At 54.0% G+C, this 19,295-nt stretch carries 20 protein-coding genes; 4 read left to right on the plus strand and 16 right to left on the minus strand.

Annotated elements, in window-relative coordinates; all coding sequences use genetic code 11:
* Position 1 precedes the first annotated feature (1 nt).
* The 8 genes from KZO83_RS14840 to KZO83_RS14875 all read right to left on the minus strand — a co-directional run bounded on the left by KZO83_RS14840 (position 2) and on the right by KZO83_RS14875 (position 5,809).
* Positions 2 to 376 (minus strand): flagellar protein FlaG, encoded by a 375-nt coding sequence (locus KZO83_RS14840; protein WP_247621319.1) that lies wholly within the window; start codon positions 374 to 376, stop codon positions 2 to 4.
* Between the two features lie 118 nt (positions 377 to 494).
* Positions 495 to 974, minus strand: a complete 480-nt coding sequence (locus tag KZO83_RS14845) for a hypothetical protein (RefSeq protein ID WP_052444947.1) — start codon at positions 972 to 974, stop codon at positions 495 to 497.
* Between the two features lie 90 nt (positions 975 to 1,064).
* A complete protein-coding gene (locus KZO83_RS14850) occupies positions 1,065 to 1,586 on the minus strand; it encodes a hypothetical protein (protein WP_247621320.1) in 522 nt (173 codons plus the stop codon).
* Between the two features lie 183 nt (positions 1,587 to 1,769).
* Positions 1,770 to 2,120: a hypothetical protein gene (locus tag KZO83_RS14855; protein WP_247621321.1), complete on the minus strand. Its 351-nt coding sequence runs from the start codon at positions 2,118 to 2,120 to the stop codon at positions 1,770 to 1,772.
* 227 nt (positions 2,121 to 2,347) lie between these two features.
* A complete protein-coding gene (locus KZO83_RS14860) occupies positions 2,348 to 4,081 on the minus strand; it encodes a PilZ domain-containing protein (protein WP_247621322.1) in 1,734 nt (577 codons plus the stop codon).
* Between the two features lie 455 nt (positions 4,082 to 4,536).
* The gene (locus KZO83_RS14865) at positions 4,537 to 4,845 is read right to left on the minus strand and encodes a helix-turn-helix domain-containing protein (RefSeq protein WP_261505794.1); all 309 of its coding nucleotides are present in this window, start codon (positions 4,843 to 4,845) and stop codon (positions 4,537 to 4,539) included.
* A gap of 137 nt (positions 4,846 to 4,982) precedes the next feature.
* On the minus strand, positions 4,983 to 5,477 hold the full coding sequence (locus KZO83_RS14870) for a type II toxin-antitoxin system YhaV family toxin (RefSeq protein WP_247621324.1): 495 nt from the start codon (positions 5,475 to 5,477) through the stop codon (positions 4,983 to 4,985).
* A complete protein-coding gene (locus KZO83_RS14875; RefSeq protein ID WP_247621325.1) occupies positions 5,474 to 5,809 on the minus strand; it encodes a type II toxin-antitoxin system PrlF family antitoxin in 336 nt (111 codons plus the stop codon). The genes KZO83_RS14870 and KZO83_RS14875 overlap by 4 nt, the downstream gene beginning before the upstream one ends.
* 412 nt (positions 5,810 to 6,221) lie before the next feature.
* Here KZO83_RS14875 and KZO83_RS14880 point away from each other — a divergent pair, with 412 nt between their 5' ends.
* Positions 6,222 to 6,971, plus strand: a complete 750-nt coding sequence (locus KZO83_RS14880; protein ID WP_247621326.1) for a hypothetical protein — start codon at positions 6,222 to 6,224, stop codon at positions 6,969 to 6,971.
* A 480-nt stretch (positions 6,972 to 7,451) separates the two neighbouring features.
* On the opposite strand, the gene KZO83_RS16370 is transcribed toward KZO83_RS14880, so the two are convergent.
* The 4 genes from KZO83_RS16370 to KZO83_RS14895 form a co-directional block, all read right to left on the minus strand.
* Complete coding sequence (locus KZO83_RS16370; protein WP_261505793.1) at positions 7,452 to 7,586, minus strand: hypothetical protein; 135 nt, start codon at positions 7,584 to 7,586, stop codon at positions 7,452 to 7,454.
* Between the two features lie 176 nt (positions 7,587 to 7,762).
* Positions 7,763 to 10,753, minus strand: a complete 2,991-nt coding sequence (locus KZO83_RS14885) for a pyridoxal phosphate-dependent decarboxylase family protein (protein ID WP_247621327.1) — start codon at positions 10,751 to 10,753, stop codon at positions 7,763 to 7,765.
* Positions 10,754 to 11,025: 272 nt separating this feature from the next.
* Positions 11,026 to 13,461 carry a tetratricopeptide repeat protein gene (locus tag KZO83_RS14890; protein WP_247621328.1) on the minus strand — a complete coding sequence of 812 codons (2,436 nt, stop codon included), beginning with the start codon at positions 13,459 to 13,461 and terminating at the stop codon, positions 11,026 to 11,028.
* 188 nt (positions 13,462 to 13,649) lie between these two features.
* Positions 13,650 to 14,966 carry a FliC/FljB family flagellin gene (locus KZO83_RS14895; RefSeq protein ID WP_247621329.1) on the minus strand — a complete coding sequence of 439 codons (1,317 nt, stop codon included), beginning with the start codon at positions 14,964 to 14,966 and terminating at the stop codon, positions 13,650 to 13,652.
* A gap of 206 nt (positions 14,967 to 15,172) precedes the next feature.
* Between KZO83_RS14895 and KZO83_RS14900 the strand changes: the two genes are divergently transcribed.
* Positions 15,173 to 15,415 carry a DUF2835 family protein gene (locus tag KZO83_RS14900; protein WP_247621330.1) on the plus strand — a complete coding sequence of 81 codons (243 nt, stop codon included), beginning with the start codon at positions 15,173 to 15,175 and terminating at the stop codon, positions 15,413 to 15,415.
* An 82-nt stretch (positions 15,416 to 15,497) separates the two neighbouring features.
* Positions 15,498 to 15,776 (plus strand): helix-turn-helix domain-containing protein, encoded by a 279-nt coding sequence (locus KZO83_RS14905; RefSeq protein WP_247621331.1) that lies wholly within the window; start codon positions 15,498 to 15,500, stop codon positions 15,774 to 15,776.
* Positions 15,777 to 15,914: 138 nt separating this feature from the next.
* Here KZO83_RS14905 and KZO83_RS14910 read toward each other — a convergent pair whose 3' ends face one another.
* The gene (locus KZO83_RS14910) at positions 15,915 to 16,262 is read right to left on the minus strand and encodes a type II toxin-antitoxin system HicB family antitoxin (protein ID WP_246922097.1); all 348 of its coding nucleotides are present in this window, start codon (positions 16,260 to 16,262) and stop codon (positions 15,915 to 15,917) included.
* Positions 16,259 to 16,516 carry a type II toxin-antitoxin system HicA family toxin gene (locus KZO83_RS14915; RefSeq protein WP_247621332.1) on the minus strand — a complete coding sequence of 86 codons (258 nt, stop codon included), beginning with the start codon at positions 16,514 to 16,516 and terminating at the stop codon, positions 16,259 to 16,261. The genes KZO83_RS14910 and KZO83_RS14915 overlap by 4 nt, the downstream gene beginning before the upstream one ends.
* A 444-nt stretch (positions 16,517 to 16,960) precedes the next feature.
* On the opposite strand from KZO83_RS14915, the gene KZO83_RS14920 reads away from it, so the two are divergent.
* Positions 16,961 to 17,968 carry an adenosine deaminase gene (locus tag KZO83_RS14920; protein ID WP_418904315.1) on the plus strand — a complete coding sequence of 336 codons (1,008 nt, stop codon included), beginning with the start codon at positions 16,961 to 16,963 and terminating at the stop codon, positions 17,966 to 17,968.
* A gap of 499 nt (positions 17,969 to 18,467) precedes the next feature.
* Here KZO83_RS14920 and KZO83_RS14925 read toward each other — a convergent pair whose 3' ends face one another.
* Together KZO83_RS14925 and flgM are read right to left on the minus strand one after the other, a co-directional pair.
* Positions 18,468 to 18,920, minus strand: a complete 453-nt coding sequence (locus KZO83_RS14925; RefSeq protein ID WP_075369197.1) for a flagella synthesis protein FlgN — start codon at positions 18,918 to 18,920, stop codon at positions 18,468 to 18,470.
* A gap of 65 nt (positions 18,921 to 18,985) precedes the next feature.
* A complete protein-coding gene (gene flgM, locus KZO83_RS14930; RefSeq protein ID WP_247621333.1) occupies positions 18,986 to 19,276 on the minus strand; it encodes a flagellar biosynthesis anti-sigma factor FlgM in 291 nt (96 codons plus the stop codon).
* Positions 19,277 to 19,295 lie beyond the last annotated feature (19 nt).

The raw sequence follows: 19,295 nt of genomic DNA on the forward strand, positions 1-19,295 counted from the left end.
ATCACACTTCCCAGTCGACTAGCCGGCCTTGGCGTTGCTCCAGGGTTTCGGCGATGCGCAACACTTCCTCGCTGGGGATCTGACGAATCAGTTCTCGGCTTTCGCGGTCGACGATGCGTGTCACGATCCGGCCCTCGTATTCCGATAGCTCGAATTGGACGTTATAGGCGCGCATTACGTCGTTGACGCGATCGATGGGCTTGGCGAGCTCGCTCATGGTCAAGGACGATGATTCAGAGGCTCCCTGGGCGCCATTGTCGGGCTGGATGTGGGCCAGGGCCATGTCCAGTCGCTGGCGACCGCTCAGCGGGTTGGGGGTGATGTTGGCGGTGGCGGGACCGCTGTTGACGGGAAATTCAGGAATGTTCGACGACATGTGCGTCCCCCTGCGTTGTTATCGCTTGTTGTTGTCGAGTGCAGACTTCTTTGAAAAGACAGGCTTTTGAGAAGCAGGTTCTTTCAATAGAACCTAAGAGCACTCGGTGTCGAGCGGGTCACGTCATCATGTCGATGTGCGTGCGCCCGGCATCGTCGCCGACACCGATGTCGACGAAGAAGGCATGCCGAAAGCTGCTATCGCGCTTGTAAGCCTGAATCTTTTTGATGTCCTGATGCTTACCGAAGCTATTGGTGCTTTTTTGCACCTCGATGGCAGCGAGATTCTCGTGGGTTCCGCGGTGATGAATGATGATGTCGGGGTAGGCGGTACGCGCATCGGTATCGGCGGTATTGGTTACGCTCGTCATGTGGCGAGTGCGCTTGCAGGGGCCCGTCCAGCGATTGTATTCACAATCGATATCCCAATCGGGAAACGCCTGTTGCAGGTACATGGCCAAGCGGAAGGAGAGCGAACGCTCCGTCGCCGATGCCTTTAGCAAAGGGGCGTCGCGCTCGAGAAGCGTTTCGAGGGCATGCGTCAGTTTTTCATGGATGCTGGTGTCGGATTCCGTAATGAATGTTCCGATATGAGTCATCGGGTGCCTCGCGCTTTTTCTTTTTAATAACGGGGTGGCGTCTTTACAGGGAATCTATCGGCCATGTCAGGCCGAACTTTAATGATGGATTCATACGGGGCGAAACTCGGCATGCAGCTTGCCATCGTGCACCATCACATAGGCCATGTTGCGCTTACCGGCGTCGTCTAGCCAATCGAGTTCATTGACTCCCGGTTTGAGAACGGATTCCGCCGCTGCGAGCGATGTCGCCGGCGTACCATTGACCGACTCGACCACGGCGCCAATGGGCAAACGACTCTGCAGCGGGCTCTCCGCTTCGATCTCGACTAATTGCAGACCGGTTGCGGTAGTGGCCTCGGCGCGGGCGTCGGTCCTTGGACGCGGCGAGCGTGAAGAGCGCGACTTGGGTTTGGGGGTAGGCGGCGTTGAGGGTGGTGCTTCAGGTCGGCCTCGCGAACGGCCCTGGCGCAACTGCAAATGAGCAGAGGTGACGAGTAGCAATAGGCCGACCAGGAGCACGATCATGGCAATATTGGCAACGAGCAATGCAGGAAAATGGGCGCTGAGTAGTGACGGCGCCTGGCGCTGGAAGAGCAGTATCTTGTACGTCGTGTAAGGCAGGGTCGCCATGGCCACTCCCCATAGCACGATGAGAAATACTTGACTGCGCAATAATGTCCGCATGGTGTGCTAGCCACTTTCAGAGAAGTTCAGCAGGTTTAACGCATCACAAGAAAAAATCAAGTATCCCCCGCCTAAAGTACGAACGTCCATTGCGCTTTGATCCCACCAATAATCCGCGCTGTGACGTGATTAACGTGCATGCGCCTTGACCTGATCGTACAACGACCGTGCGTTATCCAAGGCAATCGCCTCGTTTTCATCCAACTGCAAGAGAGAACCGCCAGTGCGGTCGCCGTTCTGAGCGGCGCGGATCACCGTCGCATGGCGGCGCGATACACTGGCGACATTCATGCGAATGGACAGCAGCATCAGCTCGAAACGGCGTTTTTGATCCTCGCGCCGTTCGCGTTCCTCGACGGATTCGGTGGCTTCGATGAGCGACGCCAGGGTCGTATTGATCAACTTCTCGACCAGATCGAGGCGCGGCACGATCTCGTCATTCAGCTCATTAACGGTGATTTGGGTACGGGGAGAAGACATGACGTTGCCTTTAGTGAGGTAAGGCCATAAACAAACGACGAGAAAAAAGGCCAGCTAAGCTGGCCCAAGGCTTGCTGAGCAAGCGTCATACGCAGCGAGTGAGGCATTCAAAAAGTTTGAATGACGATACCCACCTTCCAGTTATCGGCAAACGCCGCTGCGCCTTGAGGCTATGTCAGCATTTTTTTCAGGCCATGGACCTCTTGAACGGTGATGCTCACCGCCGCTCATGGTTTATGGCTGATCGAGTAGTCGTTGGGGTTGGCGGTGCCCTCCAGCTTGCCGATCTGGCTGAAATCATTGGATGATAAATGCGTGTCGATACTGGCGTCGATGAATGCCAGATTCTTGACGACATGCACCTTGTTGGGCATCCCCTTGTTGTCGATATCCATTACCCACGCAAGAAATCCGCCGGAAAATTTAGCCAGACTGCCAATGGGATATAAGCCATATTGCTGGATATAGTCGATGATGACCGTTCGCTCATACTTATCTCCATTCTCATGTGCCCAGCGGTATGCATCCAGCGGTGTGCGTGGGGATACACTGTTACGCTCGTTGGTAAGCTTGTTGATTAGCTTGATGACCGATAGCTGTTTCACCATCTCGGAAAGTTGTGCTTCTGTCTTGCCGTTGGGGTAACCGCTGCCATCCAGACGCTCGTTGGCATTTTGAATGATATCCAGGCACCCCTTGCTGGGCTGCCAGCCCAGTTCCGCGATCTTTTCGAGCAGCTTGTCGACATGGCCGCTCAGTATTTCCTTTTGTTGAGGGGTCATGTTGGTCTTCAGCGAGGGTAGTTTGTCGCTCATGAGTAGCGGTTTGCCCATGGTATGGAGCAAAGTGCCGGCGATGACTTCGCGAAGATACGGCGAATGAGGATCTCGGGCGATCAGCATATCGGCAAAATAGCCAGCCACCTGAATCGCATGCCGTATCCATCCTGGCTGGTCACGAATGAACGAAAGCGCGTACAGCAGCTCCTTACGGTTTTGCCGTACGAGGTGAATAAGGGAATCGGTGCAGTCGTAAAGCGTTTCCTCAGGAAAGGAGTTCCAGTTCTTGATATAAATGAGCACGGCTTGAAGTTGGCGCGAGATTTCCCGAACGCCTTTCACCATGGGCGGCATGTTGTGTGACTCGTCGGCCTTGGCTTGCTGCTCACTCTTCAAGATAGTGTTTTCCTTCTTTCTCGGGAAAAATAAAGGCGAGGGGCCCACGCCACGCATGTTCATTCCCGCGCGATGTGCGGCCTCGCGCTCCGATTCCGAGACCAGCCTGAATAAGACATTTTCCATATCACGAGGGACTTCAACGAATTGAATGCCGATGGCCGCATGGCCCTCACTCCCGAATGGTCGCATATGGCGTATGGAACCCTGCGAGTAGAAATATTCACCATTGGGGAATTCAAGGGTGATGCTCGGCAGTAGCTGAGTGACGTACAATGGCAGGCTATCTTCGAGCGCGATATCGATCATACAGCCGCCATTGGAAATATTGCGCAAACGTCCCTTGATGGTCAGCTCATCGGAGAATACCTCTATATTGACATTCGCACTCATGCCTAGAATGAAGGGAATGCGTACCGCTCCGCGAGACTCCTGAATGAAGAGCTCTTCCCCGAGCTGGCATTTTATTTCGTAAACTCCGGTATCCTTTTTTAGTACTTTTGCTTTTACTTTTTCGAAATTATATATCTCGGTTTTGTCTTCTTGTGTGCCGCTCTCAATTTCAATGTCGAAGGAGAGATGCTCCTGATAAATATAAGTGTCGATGTCGCTTTTATGGTAGTTGACGCTTAGGTCGAACTGTCCCGTGTCTAAGTCGAGGTTGATGACCTCAGCGGACAATGGCTTTGTCGTCTTTTTCGAAAAGATCGTGATGGCATGTTCCTTGGCGAGCAAGGAACGCAGCACATTGGCGGGGTGGTTTGTAGAGCTATTATTAGTTAGCATGGAGCACCTGCTATTTATTGGGTAGGATGGAATGCCGATTAAAAGATAATGCTTGTTGTTCTTTTATCTTTGGTTACAGTTTGTAATTTTTGTTTATGAACTTTCTCGATTCTACATGCCTATTAGTGCGGCACAAGTACCTGGCTGAAAAATCCATCCCCTCCGCGTGGCCAATGCTCCAGGCCAGTCGATATGCATCGCTCATGGTGGCGTCCGTTCAGTCCCGTTGCGTGGCGGCGGGCTGGCGTCAACCCTCTATAGAGGGGGTTCCGGGCACCCGTGCCGGTTTCCGGACGTTGTAACAATGCAAAAGATTCTCACCAAGTGGGGCGGAGCGTATTGAGACGCAGAGAAAAGAAAAGGCCCCTAAAAAGAGATATAAGGAAAAGTCGTCACTCATTGCAAGGCTATGTACGAAAAACTGGTAAGCGCAAGCAGCTTTATGCGTACAAAGTCTAACGACCAAGCTGGCGGAAGATGGGCCCCAGCATGGCCGTACCACTTTCGAGATCGCGGGAGTAGTGCTGACGCGTGCCATGCCGAAGCTCGCGGGGAGAAATACCGAATAGCTCGCGAAAACGGTGCGAGAAATGCGCAGGGTTGTTAAAGCCGTGTTGCGTGGCGATCTCGCCGATACCGTTTAGATCACTCGGGTCTTCGAGACGTCGCCGCGCGGCGGCCAGCCGGCGGCACTGGATATAGCGTGTCACACCGCCCTCATCTGCGAATAGGCGGTAAAGGTTTGCGCGTGAAACGCCGAGCACTTGTCGATTGCCAATACCTGTGAGATCGCCAGTTTTTGAACCCCTTCTCCCTAGAAGGCTATCGAAGCGGAAATGCTAGCTGGCCGGGTACGGCTTTCGAGGGAGCGAGCTTGTTCTCGATGGTTTTTAGCCACCTTTTATCGTGACGCGTTCGAGCCCAACAGCGTTTGGATGCGTTTGCCCTCACTGCTAGCCGCTTTCCATAACTTATCCCAGCTATCCGGTGGGTTACCGTTCTCGAGCATCTTGCTGAAGACAGCATAAGCGTCGTACTTGCTGCCATAGGCACGTTTGGTGGATTCGTCGTTAACCCAGGCATAGATGAGTATTCTGCTGGCGAGGTCGTAACGAAAGAATAGCCGGTACTGCTGGTAGAATTTTGCCCGTTGCCAATGGGTATGAGCCGTTCCGAGCGTGTTCCCCTGTCGATACTGTGGGCCTGATGGATCCTGTGGGATGTCGTTCAAGGCCAGTTTAACAATGGCTGCCAGACGTTTGGTGGCGGGTTTGGTGCGGTATCCCACCGGGTCTTTCGCTTGTAGTCGCTTTACCTTGTCGGTCAGGGCCTCGACCTGCGCCAGGAAGAGTGGATGTGCGTAGATCGTCCACCCGTTGATCACCAGAGGGCTCATACGTCGTCATCGTCTTCTGGTAGTGCCTCACCGAGGTCTACCTCGATGCCTGACGTCAGGCGTTCAGCCTCAGCAAAGGTGCCAGCAGCGACAGGACGAATATTCTCCGGATGCGCCTGTAGATCGCGTTCCAGGAATGCCAAGAAGCTAGCCATCACAGGGTCTTGGCTGGGCTCATCGCTGGCACGGGAGAGCACCACCTCCCCATTGGGGCGGACCGTGTAGTGAATCCGGTCGCGGCGCTTCAGCTTCAGTGCACGTCGAACTGATGCCGGCACAGTCGTCTGGTAGCGATCCGTCAGGGTGGAATCATCCTCAATGGCTGTGTTCATGATGGGTCTCCGCTCGTTGGCAACGCAGTGGCATATAGAGAAGGTAATGCAAGTGCATTGCATGGTCAACATTCCCTTGCCTAACTGCGCTATTGCCTGTGCAGCTATGGAGTTGGAATACCCATCTGATCTCATTCTGTCAGATATTGATACCACAAAGCATTCGAGAGCTACGGCAAGCAAGGAACTATGACAATTTGAAAGCCACCAAGACGCCCTGTGACCGTTTAATCGTTGTCTTGTTGCTAATGCCTTCAGTCTAAAATCTGTAGGTTTAACGAAGCCCCGTGGCTTCATAAGTCTGCCCCTACATCGATGTGCTTGGAGTATTTTAGCTCGTAATTTTGCAAAAAATGTTAAAGATTTTTTGATAGTAGCCGATACTAATTAGATGGGCGCTTTGTCGAAGTTCATGATTTATGGCGTTCAGTTGTTGAAAAATTTATTAAAAGTATGGGTGGTGGAAATGAAAAAAGTATGCTTGTCGGAATATTTTGAATTGGGTGTCTTGAGTGAAGGTCTTGTAGCCACTCCTGTAGATGGGCTCTCAGTCATAGATACGCCAGGCATCATAGATATAAAAAAGCAGCCTTTTGTTTTTAGCATCTTATTGCGTGGTCATGCATCAGTAGTGTACTCCGAAGGCGATGATAAAGAGATTGGTGAAATCGAATGTGGAGAGCTTCTTGTCCTTGAGGGAGGTGAAGAGTACCTGATGTTACAAGAGGGTGCATCTTTGCTGATGATGCTTGAAGAAGTTAAAGATGAAAAGGAGAAAAAAGGAAAAGCCTTTGGTTTACTAGGTAAGAAGAGTAAAAATAAGATATCTTCTTCTAGTGATGTTGAGAAAGTAAATAGCACTTCTGAGAAGAAAGGTTTCATGGATGATATGCTCCCTAGGGTTACTCAAATATGGGTAAGTGCTGCAGGGCCTATTACTCAAAACTTGATCAATGATGAAGAAAAGTTTAAAGATGTTTCGAGTTTTGTTTATAGCTTCTTGCCATTTCCAGTCAGAAGTCTCTTAAAGGAAGACGTGTTCGTCAGTTGGTGTTATGATAATCGTCATATTTTGTTGGTAGAAGAGAAAAAGCATAGCGCTGAGTTTGATAAAGAAAATGACTCTTTGCTAGCTGATAAAGAAGCAGTCGATAAGCTGTAGTCGCGAGGTTGTTGTATGCCTATAATTATAGCCATTGCCTTCTTCTTTTTGTTGGCGCTGGGTATAACCAGAGCGTCAGGAAGCGCAAAGGTAGGCTGCCTGTCTACTGCTTTTGTTGCAGTAGGGTTGATGTGGTTTATAATATACTACATGACTCATGAAACTTGTAAAATATGCCTCAATTAGATTTTGGGAATTTTTATGTTAATGTTATAGGTCGACTCTCCTTCAAGCCATTTTAAAATGGCTTGAAGGAAACATTTTATGTTGTGACGACTAGAATAGGCTGGGTGTTCCAAATTGATATGCTCTAAAAGCTCTTTGCTATTAGGAAGTTCTCGTAAAAAAGATTTCTCCAGGTTAGTGGTTGTTCTCTCATGGAGCAGTATATATTGTTGAGTAGCCATTTGTATGGTGCTTGCAATATTGAAATCTAGGTGGCGGAAGATTGTTTCTGTTATTTAGCCAAGAAACTTCTCATTACCGAGAAAATAACTCTATAATGCTTTGCAACCCCGCAGAAAGACGCTCAAGCGTTGAATCAAGCTTGTTATTGGCGCGTACCCGATGCTGTTGACCGGTGCGGAAGAGCAGGTTGGAATTGATGATGGTCATGTCGTGTCCCTTGGCATAGAGGATGCGGTCATTGTATTTATTCAGTTATCGGCATTCGCAAGAGGAACTTTAGGCACTGATGATATTTTGTTGGCGTTAGGCAGGGAGCGTGACGATCCGGCGCGGTGGCACCGGATCGAGGTCATCACGTCTCATGTTGAGTTGGTGCGCTGTGCTTAGGCAATGCAAAGTGATATCTTTTCCAAGATCACGCGGATTTGACGAAGCTCTTCTTCTAAATGTTGGCTATCATGAGTACCGTCATGCCAGCCATCAGAGAGGATTCGAGCGCCCATGCTAATACGCAATGCCGAAGTGTTGTGCCCAGTTATCTTGACGGGTTGTCCGATATGGCAGCACTGTGCTGCCAGTTCTTTTTCCCCGAATTTTACGTCAGCGCTGAAATCACTGTTCAGTTTTTCGTAAAGGTCTCTTACCTGATCTTGGGCAAGGTACTCGCCGTTGCGATGACGAATCAGGAATGGAAAAATACTGCGACGAACTCCCAGTTCGTCTCCTAGCATATCGGAACGTGCCCACCATGCGCTCGATTTTTCGAATAATGGTTCAAGCTGGGGATGGCTATCGATAAGATCAGACACTTCATGACTAAAGCGGTCTAGTCCTTCGATTCGCTTTTCTTTAGGCACTTGGTAGTAGCGTTGGGCTTCTTCCAAAGCGGCTTTCCAACGCAAATACATGCCAATAGTCGGTGGCGCTGTAGCCGTTTGAAGGAGTGCTTCCCAATTGCCTAGATCGGGCTTGGGTAAATACTCGGCAAGCCCTTGTGGTAAAGCGCGGCCAGAGTGAAGTAACTGTCGTGAAAATTCTTTGGGGAATATAGCGACGCCACTGAAAGGAGGGCCGGTGAAGAATTTAGAACCCGTCAATAATAAGATATCGCCTTTCGAGAGGTGGCTGGACAGGTCTTCTTGATCAATGCGTAACTGGCAAGCATCAATGATAACTTGTATCCGTTGGCCGTAATCATTGCGCAACTGATCCAGTTTTTTGGGAGAAGGTGCCCAGCAGCCAAATTTAGACTGGTCCATGGCATGCAGCATCACATTGTAGCCTTGTGATACAGCATCACGCACATAATCCTCAATGGCGTTGTCCATTTCCTTAATGGTCTGTAAGCGCCCACGGGCATCTCGAAAGGGCACGCCTTTATAGGCGATTGGCGCCATGCCTGCTAGGCGTTCGCCTTTGGTCACGGTATGGCCGAGACAGGTCGTATTATCGAAGTGGCAGCCGGTGACTGAAAAAGGTGTTCCGCTTCCTGTTTCATCCGCACCACAGACGATACTGATCCACTTGGCGGGTATTGCCGTCGTCACGGCAGCGACGACATGAAGTTGTGAATCAGTGCCCGAGGGGGATAGATGCAGGTCGGGGTTGAGGTCGGCGAATCCAAACGTTGTGGCTAGGTTTGATTCCAGATCACGGCAATGCTGGGCTAGCGGCGCAAGGTCATCGGCTTTTACGCAATCGTGCAGAAGGCGTTGTTGGTACCGCTCTGCTGCGTGATAAGCCGGTGCAGAGATGGAGGTGGCCGTAGAAGAGGAAAAAGTGAAGGCATGGTTCCGTGGAGCTGGGGAGCAACCATAACGGTTAAGCTCAGTATCGGGATCAACGACCAAGCGCGCATCGCCGCCCTGCATCAAGTGCCATTGGGCCGGTTGAAGAAGAAAGGCAAAGCACTGATCGATTTGCGTGCCTAGTTGTTGGATATCAGACACTAAATCATTCATGTGAGCACTTTCCGTACGATGATTTACAATTGCCACGCGGATAGCCACACAGCCATGCAAAACGGTGGTGGAAGGCGCTGCGCGGCCTTGCAACTGAAGCTGCGTGACAATGGCGCTATTAAGCGCATCCAGGTAGGCCGCTTGCTGTGATGCCTCACCCTGTAAACGCGGTGGCACGTATCGGCAGCAAACGACATTCATGGGCACTGGTGCCAGGCGCTCCAGATTGGCTGAAGCGTCAATGGCGTTGGCCGTTTCTGTGGCCAGTTGGCAGTGTTTTCGTACCACTCCTGCAAGGCGTTCCGTTCCTACCCCTTGAAACGTGAACCATACTTTCAGGGCCATGAAGCCACGCGAGAGTTCGGGGCCGAAGTCACAGAACCACGGGGCGCCTGCGGAAAGCCCCATGGGCTCAGTTGTCAGGTACTCTTTGCGTTCAGAAAACGTGGCACGATGCGTGTTGGCATCCTTGACCAGTAGCCCGCCCACTGCATAGGGAACTTGAAACCATTTATGAAAATCGAAGGCGATCGAGTCGGCATCTTGAACAGCTCCTAGCGCATTCTGGTATTCGTCCAGTAGCGCCAATGCTCCACCGAAAGCGGCATCCACATGTAGCCACAGGCCTTCGCGATCGCAGATATCGCGAGTGGCGGCGATATCATCGATGGCTCCTGTATTGACGGTTCCTACCGTTGCAATGACACAGAAGGGGGTAGCGCCGGCTAGGCGGTCTGCTGCTATCAGCTCCGCCAGTGCGTGCGTATCCAGTGTGAAGTCGTCACTGACAGGAACTGCACGCAGGGCGTCGCTACCCAACCCGAGCAGTTGGAACGCTTTCAGCACGGAGTTATGGCTCTGTGCCGAGCAGTAACCTACGAGGGGCGATGTGTTGCCTTGTAGCCCTTGGGTTTTCATTGAGGCACCAACAGCGCTTTGCCGCGCCACTGCCAAGGCAACGAGCGTGGCCATGGAGGTGCCGGATGTCAGTAACCCAGAGCTGCTCGCCGGGAATCCAAACATCTCCCGGCTCCATTGCAGTACCTGGTGCTCCACTTGATGGGCGATATGATCGCGACCGCCGAGATTGTTGTTGAGCAATGCCGCGCAAAGCTCGCCCAGCGCCCCATACAGGTTTCCGCCGCCATGCACCCAACCAAAAAAACGGGGGTGAGTATTGCCATTGCCATAAGGCAAAAGCTGATCACGAAACTGATCCAGCAACTGCTCCAACGGCTTGGGTGATTTAGGCAACGGCGCGCGGAACGCAGACTTCACCGCTTCCGGGGCGGGCCGCCAGACAGGCTGTTCCTCCAAGGATTGGAGATGTTCCAGCCCCGCTTTCAGCGCCTGATGAAAGGCCTCTTCCAAGGCGTGCCAGTTTTGGGGATCGAGTGCCAGTGACGTACTCATTCGTCAATCCCCTGCCAGTGCCCTGGCGTCCTCTGTTGTGGCGACTGCAGTTCGGCTATGCGCTGTGAATGATGGCGGTGAAGCATGTCACGTTCCTGTATCACTAGGCATTGTCTGAAAACTGTCTGCGCTCGGCCATACGGCGTTAAAAATCAGCTCAAAATGCTCATTTACATCCCGTAAACTCCGCCTTTTCGCTGATTTTTGCCTTGTCTGACCTTCGCTCGTCTGACTTTTCAGACAGCGGCTAGGTAGCCAGAGAAAAACAAATATCAGAGAGCGGCTTCTAACCCAGCATTGCTCTCTTCTTCATGCCCGTCTTGCGGCGTGGAAATGTAGCCACGTGCTCGCAAGTAGTCTTCAGCAAGTTGTTCATCATGTTGGGCCAGCAAGCGATAGGGTAAATCATGGATGCCAAACGCCATGTCGAGAATAAAGGCCAAACGCTTGCATTGATTCTCGCTGAGCGCATTGCGACGCGCTGGATCAGGGATGAATAGAGCGTCCGCGCTGACCAGTTGCGTGGACTGTGGCGCTTCGATATCCGCTCTATCGGGCAGCATACTACGGTGATGAGGCTGGTTGAGACGGTAAAAAATGAAGCCATGCTGGCTTGCCCAGTGACTCACTTCCGCTAAGGTGGGTTGACGCTCATGCGTGGGTGAGAAGGCTACGCCGATTTGCAGCAGTAGCGTATCGGCGAGCGCATGGACGCCATTTTCCAAAATGGTGGCCGCATCTGAGAATTCATCCAGTATCAGCCAGTCCAGGCTCTTCAAGCCTTCGATATTATCCAGCGCCACCGTTTTGGCGGGAAGGCGAGCGAGCACCCGCGAACCATCACGAAGGCTCTCCGGTAGTTGCTCGGGCGGCAATGGTGATAGGGGCGCGCTTAGCGTTTCATCGAGTGTCTGATACAGCGTTGTTTGACCGCCGTCACCCAGTAGGGCATGGGGGATATGCTGGAATTCTTCGATATTCTCGACATCGCGGGCGTTGACGCGACTAAGCGGATCGAACGAGACGATGGCCAGCGTATTGGTCTCGACCCATTGGCGAAAGCGCGGATGTCGCGGGATGGAAGCTGCGTTATCCAACACCACGGCCCTGCCCGTAAACTCCCATTCGAAAGGAAAAGGCGCCTCTTCATTCGCGCTGGGCTCGCTTGGCTGCCCCTCATGCAATACGTATTCCCAGGGCGCCAGGTTTGCCCGCGCGACGAACATGTCATGGGCTGCGTGTATAGCGCGATAAGATGCCTGATAGGCCGGTGTCTCGGGGTCCACTTGATCAAGGAAGTTGCGCATCGCGGGGTTGGCTTCGAATATCACCAACTTATCGGCGTTCTCGGGCTCGGTGAGTATGCCGAAGTCCACGCCTAGGTAATCGACGCCGATGCCCTTGAGCGCCTCCTCGAGCTCTCGCCATGCACCTTTCGGCAGCATCGCCTCCGGGTCTTCGAAAAAATCGCGTTCCCACTCATCGATCAGCCAAGGAAAGCGTTTTACCGTGGGCTTGTGCTCTGGCATATGGACGTTCCAGTCGCCATGACCGAAGCGCACATGGATCGGGTAAAGTTTGCCGTCGATCAGGAAAGCGCGGTACTTGGGGTACAACCTATCGCCTGGCGCGCGAGGATGGTCGAGCCCACTTTCATGATAACGGATGCAATAAAGCGTTTGCGGCCCTTCAGCGAGCAATTCATCAATATTGGAAAAGTCATGCTGCTCAAGGTCTTCCACCTTATGCATCAACTTGCCGTTCTGATAACCCGCGACGCGAACGATCAGGGGCAGGGCGAGATCGTGTTCTTGTATCGCCTGCTGCACGATGTCACGACAATGCCCCGTGACGTTCTCCAGCTTGATGCTCAGCGGCAGAATAAGAGTCGGATGGTCCTTGAAGCGCCGGTAATTACCCTCGCGCGATGCGCCCAGAACAGCCCGCGGCGGATTGATGACAGGCTTGTCGAACTTATGCAGAACACCCTCGACGAGATTCAAGGCCACTTCGCCCCGCTCGGCATCGGTGATGCTATTGTAAACCACATCATAATGTGGCAGCTTGCGGATGATCTCCGGGTGCTTGATGACTTCGTCAATGTAGAGGATCATGAGTTTTACATGCTCGGCGTCCAACAAACTGTGAAGGTTATTGTGCCCTTCGCTTAAGTTGATTTGAAAGTTTTTCCTGCTAATTCCCCAGCGACCTGCATAAGCGGTCTGTAACACCAAGACATGTAGCTTGGTGTTCTCTCCAGGATTGTTGGTAACAAAAAAAGGCTGCTCAAGAACGGCTTTTTTTCTCCAATTTTCCGCCTCTTCCATATTCCCGATTTGGAAGTTGGTGGCCGCAATGAGGCGCCTTATTTTCGTGCTCTTGGGATTGAGTTGTAGGCAGCGCTTCAATGCACTGAGTGCTGCCTTGTCATGGCCGAGCCGTGCATGCTGCTTGGCAATGTAATGAAAAAGGCTGACATCGTCAGGCCTTTGATACGAGGCATGCAGGAACGCATTCAACGCTTTCTGTGGGCGCTCGAGTTTCGATTCTGCGCACCCCCGCAAGTACAAAATTTCCGGGTCGCCTGGAGCATGTTGTTCTGCGTCGTCGAGCTGCTTGAGCGCGTCTTGCCAGGCGCTTTTCTCGTGTTGAGAGAGCTTATCCCGGATGTCTTTCAGAAGATTATTTACGGTCTCTTGCGTCGTCATGTAACACTCCGGTCGTGTATCTCATCAACATCGAAAAGCGTCAGGCTTTGTACGAAAATTCGGCACTCGCCGGCGTTTCGTACGAATCCTGGGGCGCAGCCGCCTATGAAGAAAAACCGGCTCCACGAGGAAGCCGGTTCGTTACTACTTGATGATAAAGCCGTGGCTCTATCGACGCAGTGCCGGTGTTAGCCCAGCAGAGACAGGGCGTTCTGCGGCAACTGGTTGGCCTGGGACAGTACGGAGGTGCCGGCCTGTTGCAGAATCTGGTTCTTGGTCATGTTGGAGACTTCATCCGCGTAATCGGCATCTTCGATGCGCGAGCGAGCGGAGGTGAGGTTGGTCTCGGTAGTGCTCAGGTTAGTGATGGCCGAGTCGAAACGGTTCTGCAAAGCCCCCAGTTCGGAGCGCTGGCTATCGACCTGGCTGATGGCAGAATCCAATGAAGCGAGCGGATCACCGGTTTTGCTACCGGCCACTAGGCTAGAGGCTTCGGTCGTCAAGGTGCCATCATCTTTGGCATATACCTGATCACCGCTACCATCCGACTCTGTATTGATCGTCCCATCGTCCTGCTCGTAGTATGTCACGTCTTCGGTGGTCAGTGCGTCATTTGCATTGACATAAGCCGTATCGCCGCTTGCAGTATCAGTGACTGCGCCGCCGTCACCACTGGTAGCAATGGTATAGCCAGTCGATGTGGTGCCGCCGTCATTATCAAGCTCAGTGGCCATTGCTGCTGTAGTAATTTCGTTACCTGCAGTATCACCATCTGCCAAGAAGCCATCAGAATTCTTGGTATAGGTGGTACCGTCCGAAGTTATTGTGTCACCGTCTGCCAAGCTGGCGACGGCATCACTACTGTCTGCTGCACCAGTATTCGAGGAATATGCTGTCACGCCACCATCTGTGGTACCAGCTGTGAAGCCTGCGTCATCCAATGCACCGGTATCGGCTGCCGTATTGTCTTCCATCGTGCCATTTACGTTAAAGCTACCTAGTTCCAGCGTTCCGGAATCGACTTTCTGCAGGTTCATGCTGATGGTCTGGCCATCCTCGGAGCCCACCTGAATGGAAATTTCCTGATTCTTAGCGAGGACGTCGACGCCATTGAAGCTGGTTTCGTCGGAAATACGGTCGATTTCACCCAGGCGCTGGTTGATCTCGTCCTGGATGGAATTCAAGTCTTCCTGGCTGTTGGTGCCGTTCTGGGCCTGAACCGTCAGCTCACGTACGCGCTGCAGGTTGTCGTTGACCTGGTTCAGGGCGCCTTCGGTGGTCTGGGCGACAGAGATGCCGTCGTTGGCGTTGCTCTGTGCCTGGCTGAGGCCGTTGATCTGGCTGCTCATGCGGTTGGCGATGGCCTGACCGGCGGCATCGTCGGCGGCGCTGTTGATGCGCAGGCCGGAGGACAGACGCTCCATGGAAGTGGACAGAGCGCTCTGTGACTGGCTCAGGTTCTGCTGGCCGATCATGGCCGTGATGTTCGTATTGATAACTGCCATTTTGACTTTCCTCTCTGTTGGGCTCCATTGGCCTGCCGTCGGTAATTCCGGGGCGTGCCACAACGGCGCCGTTGGCCGTTACCTCATTTATCGGCGCAGGGGGAATTTGCTTTAGGGGTGAATTGCAAATTTTTTCATGGGCCGTGGCTGGGTATACTTGGCGTCTCTTTATTCACCCAGTCATTCACTTGGAGCCTGCGCTCGTCATGCCCTCGCTGGATATCATGCTCGACCTTTCCCTTGAGACGTGTCGCTACCATTACGAAGGCGCCATGCAAACCGTGATCGCCACCAGCGTGGACGGGCGCCGGGTGAGCTTTCCCGCCACGGCACTGCGCCGCATCGTCACCCCGGATGGCGCGCACGGCGTGTTTCGATTGACGTTCAGTGAGGAGGGCAAGTTCATGTCGATGGTGGCGGTAAGGCGTTGGGAGGCGAGTGATACATAAGCAAAATTATGGATACGATAGTATCCATAAAGGCGCTATTTGTGCCACTATGGATACTATTGGGTCTTTTATGGGGTAGCTTATGCGATTGTCGCTGAGCACGGCGGCGGACGTGCAAGAGGAACTGGCTCAGGCTGTGCGCGCTCGCCGCCGGGAACTTAAATGGTCTCGCCAGCGCCTTGCGGAACAAAGCGGCGTGCCGGCCCCCACGATCAAGAAATTCGAGACGACAGGGCAGATCTCGCTGCGCCAGTTTCTGCTGCTATGGCAGTGTGTCGACTGGCTGGAGCGTGTCTCCGCACTAGCCGAGACGCCGACACAAACGCCCCGCAGCATCGAAGAGGTGCTTTTCGATGAGTGAGTTTCAGCCCGTGCGGCAACTGGAGGTCGTTCGCCGCTTGCAACGGGGCGGTGAATGTCGAGCCGGCATGCTGGCCCAGAACAGCAAGGGCGTGTTCTTTTGTTGAGGGGGTGGCAGTAGCAAGCCTGAATCAATGGCTCAGGGGTGAGCTGTCTCGCCAGCGGCCTGGGCGATGGCATCGGTAGCCCACTGGTTGAGGCTCTTGCCGGAGGCCTGGGCCGCTACGTTGGCGGCGGCGTGCACTTCGGGGGGAATGCGCAGCATCACGCGACCGGATGCCGGTTTCAGAGGTTCACGCCCTGTCACACGGCAGTCTTCCAGATAGTGGTCAACCGCCACATGAAAAGCTTCGGTCAGCTCGGCGACGCTTTCACCATGGAAGCTGATGCGGTCGGCAATCCCGAGCACGCGGCCTACGAATACCTCATCTTCAGCATCGAACTCGATGCGCGCGGTATAACCTTGGTATTTGAGTGCATTAGTCATGGCGTCACTCCTCTCTCGTCCAGCCAGGCACGGACGTCTTCAACCTGATATTTCTTAGCTTCCTTACCGGGGTGGGGGCGGTGCAAATAGAGCCGGGCACCTTCGCCTAGATCGAAGGCGACACGCGATCCATCGCCTTCGCGAACCACGCCACCTAAGGCTATGACAAGCGCCTCAATGTCGGCAAACACGATCCCGCTGGCTGTGGGATGACGGTAGACGGCTGTCAGGGTCTTCCGGTGCTTGGTTTTCATTACGGTATGATAGCGTTTTATGATATCACTCGCAACACTGGCTAGTGGCCTAAATACGCTTCATTGCAGATCAGTGTGAAGTGGTAAGGCCCGACCATGTTCACTGCTATCGGGAATAAATTCCCTCCCACAAGGACAATCTAACCGGCAGTGGGATGGTGGGAGCGAACTTGTTCGCGATGATCTGTGCTGCATTTCCCGTCAAAGTGCGATGAACCGAAAACCACATCGAAAGATTCGCTCAGACCGCGTAAGTCGCGGGATAGGCGAGAAGCCGGACATTTAAGCGGTCGTGCCAACGCCTAGTGAGAATGTCGTTGTCAGCTCTTAGCAGAGCGTCGTTTTCAGATGATGAGGTGCCGTCAGCCATGAATGGCGCCATTGGCATCCGGCTAGCCCTTGATGCATCCTTGACCGAACGGACAGCATAAGGTGAGAGACGCGATGACGACGAGCGAGACGGCGATGACGACGTGGCTGCGCGAACTGCCCAAGGCTGAGCTGCATCTGCATATCGAAGGGACGCTGGAGCCGGAGCTGATGTTCGCCCTGGCGGCGCGTAATGGTGTGACGCTGCCATATGACTCGGTGGAGGCGGTGCGCGCGGCGTACGATTTCGAGGATCTGCCGTCGTTTCTCGGTTTGTATTACCAGGGCATGGGCGTGTTGCACACGCAGGACGATTTCTATGATCTGGCGATGGCGTATTTCGCCCGTGCCCGGGAAGATGGCGTAGTGCATGTCGAGCTGTCGTTCGATCCGCAGGCGCATCTGGTGCGTGGCGTGCCGCTCGAGGCGCCGTTCGAGGGGTTGTTGGCGGCGTGTCGTGAGGCGCGTTCGCGCTACGATATTTCCTCGGCATTGATCATGAGCTTTCTGCGAGATCGTGACCCCGCCGAAGCGCTGGAGGTGTTCGAGCAGGCGACGCCTTGGCATTCGATGATCGATGCAGTGGGGCTCGATAGCGCCGAGCGCGATCATCCGCCGGGGCGTTTCGCCGAGGTGTTCGCGCGGGCGCGGGCGCTGGGCATTCCCGGCGTGGCGCATGCCGGAGAGGAGGGGCCCGCCGCTTATATCCGCGAAGCCTGGGAGGCGCTCGAAGTGTGTCGCATCGATCACGGTGTGCGCTGCCTGGAAGACCCCAAGCTGGTCGCGCGGTTGAGCGAAGCCCGCATACCGTTGACGGTGTGTCCGCTTTCCAATGTCAAGCTCAAGGTAACCGACACGCTAGCCGAACATCCGCTGCCCGCTCTGCGCGAGGCGGGGCTCAACGTCACCCTTAATTCCGACGATCCCGCCTATTTCGGCGGCGGCATGCTGGATAACTACGTCGCCTGTTACGAGGCCTTCGGGTGGACACGAGACGACTTCATCGACATGACCCGCAATGCTTTGCAAGCCGCTTTCATGGCTGAAGAAAGGCGCGAGGCACTGCTGGAACGGCTGGCTTGATTTCTAATAACAAACGTCTTTAACGAAAAAAGCCCCATCCAAATGGATGGGGCAAAGCTTTGTACGCAGAGATGAGGCCATTGGGATGCAGCTTCGTCTCACTGCATATATTACTCGATATAGGCTTTGCCATAGCGATGAAATGGTGCCAATAACCTACGTTAATCCTTGTAAGTAGCCGTATTGCAGCGGTGAAGATAACGTGGTGGTGGCGTGGGCGGCCGGCGTTGGTAGTGCGTGGTATGTCGCGGCCGGTGCAATGGCGGCATGTCAGCGCGCGTGGGCTTTGTGGAGTCAGTGGGTAGCGCGAGGCGGATCAGTAGCAGGCTGAGGGCGACGGCGATGAAGTCCATGGCATGACTCCCCTAAAGCGTTGAGCATGCCATCAGTATGGTTCATTTCAGTAGCTTTCTCATGCCTGTACGCAAGGCGAGGGGAGAGGCCGTCACGGTGTTTGAGAAGGGGCAGTGCCTGGTAAGGGACGGAGTCGATGCTCGCACTATACTCGCGAGCTGATGCGGTTGAGGCCTTTGTGCCGTGAACGTCCATCGGCTTCGTACATCGTGCTGCCGGCGGCTTCTTTCAGGAAGTTGAGCATGCGCTGGTTCTGCTCCATACGGTTCATGGCCAGCAAGCCGTTGATGCGGTTGAGCTGGCGCGCCTCTTCACCGGTACTGCGCAGCTGGTGCCAGCTGTCTTGTCGCTGTACCTCGGTGGCAGCGCGCTCGGCGCTTTGACGGCTTTCGCCGTGGCCTTGCTCATGCAGAAGGCGGCGGCGTTCGGCGTCGAGCGTTTCCAGTTCAGCAGCGACTTGGGACTTCTCCTCGGCGAGGCGTTCCAGCTCGGGGCCATCGACCTCGCCCTGGGACAAGGACTGCCGCTCTTCGCGCAGCAAGGTGACGAAGCGCTGCATGGCGTCGAGTTGGCGGTCCAGGGTTTCGGCGAGCGACATAATGGCGTCCCATCCATCCTTTGGTTTTGTGCCGGGTGTCAGGCCGGCGTGTGTTCGAACCGAGATTAGCGGGCCGGCGTGTCGCCGAGCATGTCGCGGACACTGTCGATCAAGCCATCGGCGATCTTGCCGGTATCAAGCTCCAGTTGGCCGTCGCTGATGGCCTGGCGGATCTCGTCGACACGTGCGGCGTCGATGTCCTGGCTGGTATCGGTTTCATTGCCCTGACTCAGCGTGGTGATGCTTGCCGGCGAACCGGTTTGCGCGGTGTCACCGTTACGCGGTGTACGCTGGGCGGCGTCACTCTTCTCACTCTGTGAGGCCTGAGTCGGCGGATGTAGGTTGGAAATTTTCACAATTGAGCTCTCTTGCAGC

Source organism: Chromohalobacter moromii (assembly GCF_023091865.1).
Lineage (GTDB): Bacteria > Pseudomonadota > Gammaproteobacteria > Pseudomonadales > Halomonadaceae > Chromohalobacter > Chromohalobacter moromii.

What these genes read in the sequence shown, in the direction of transcription:
- KZO83_RS14845 (WP_052444947.1), bottom strand. Translation starts at nt 974, where the DNA reads ATGACTCATATCGGAACATTCATTACGGAATCCGACACCAGCATCCAT.
- KZO83_RS14850 (WP_247621320.1), bottom strand. Translation starts at nt 1,586, where the DNA reads ATGGCGACCCTGCCTTACACGACGTACAAGATACTGCTCTTCCAGCGC.
- KZO83_RS14920 (WP_418904315.1), top strand. Translation starts at nt 16,961, where the DNA reads ATGACGACGAGCGAGACGGCGATGACGACGTGGCTGCGCGAACTGCCC.
- KZO83_RS14860 (WP_247621322.1), bottom strand. Translation starts at nt 4,081, where the DNA reads ATGCTAACTAATAATAGCTCTACAAACCACCCCGCCAATGTGCTGCGT.
- KZO83_RS16370 (WP_261505793.1), bottom strand. Translation starts at nt 7,586, where the DNA reads ATGACCATCATCAATTCCAACCTGCTCTTCCGCACCGGTCAACAGCAT.
- KZO83_RS14900 (WP_247621330.1), top strand. Translation starts at nt 15,173, where the DNA reads ATGCCCTCGCTGGATATCATGCTCGACCTTTCCCTTGAGACGTGTCGC.
- KZO83_RS14890 (WP_247621328.1), bottom strand. Translation starts at nt 13,461, where the DNA reads ATGACGACGCAAGAGACCGTAAATAATCTTCTGAAAGACATCCGGGAT.
- KZO83_RS14870 (WP_247621324.1), bottom strand. Translation starts at nt 5,477, where the DNA reads ATGAGCCCTCTGGTGATCAACGGGTGGACGATCTACGCACATCCACTC.
- KZO83_RS14925 (WP_075369197.1), bottom strand. Translation starts at nt 18,920, where the DNA reads ATGTCGCTCGCCGAAACCCTGGACCGCCAACTCGACGCCATGCAGCGC.
- KZO83_RS14905 (WP_247621331.1), top strand. Translation starts at nt 15,498, where the DNA reads ATGCGATTGTCGCTGAGCACGGCGGCGGACGTGCAAGAGGAACTGGCT.
- KZO83_RS14895 (WP_247621329.1), bottom strand. Translation starts at nt 14,966, where the DNA reads ATGGCAGTTATCAATACGAACATCACGGCCATGATCGGCCAGCAGAAC.
- KZO83_RS14915 (WP_247621332.1), bottom strand. Translation starts at nt 16,516, where the DNA reads ATGAAAACCAAGCACCGGAAGACCCTGACAGCCGTCTACCGTCATCCC.
- KZO83_RS14875 (WP_247621325.1), bottom strand. Translation starts at nt 5,809, where the DNA reads ATGAACACAGCCATTGAGGATGATTCCACCCTGACGGATCGCTACCAG.
- KZO83_RS14910 (WP_246922097.1), bottom strand. Translation starts at nt 16,262, where the DNA reads ATGACTAATGCACTCAAATACCAAGGTTATACCGCGCGCATCGAGTTC.
- KZO83_RS14855 (WP_247621321.1), bottom strand. Translation starts at nt 2,120, where the DNA reads ATGTCTTCTCCCCGTACCCAAATCACCGTTAATGAGCTGAATGACGAG.
- KZO83_RS14885 (WP_247621327.1), bottom strand. Translation starts at nt 10,753, where the DNA reads ATGAGTACGTCACTGGCACTCGATCCCCAAAACTGGCACGCCTTGGAA.
- KZO83_RS14840 (WP_247621319.1), bottom strand. Translation starts at nt 376, where the DNA reads ATGTCGTCGAACATTCCTGAATTTCCCGTCAACAGCGGTCCCGCCACC.
- KZO83_RS14880 (WP_247621326.1), top strand. Translation starts at nt 6,222, where the DNA reads ATGATTTATGGCGTTCAGTTGTTGAAAAATTTATTAAAAGTATGGGTG.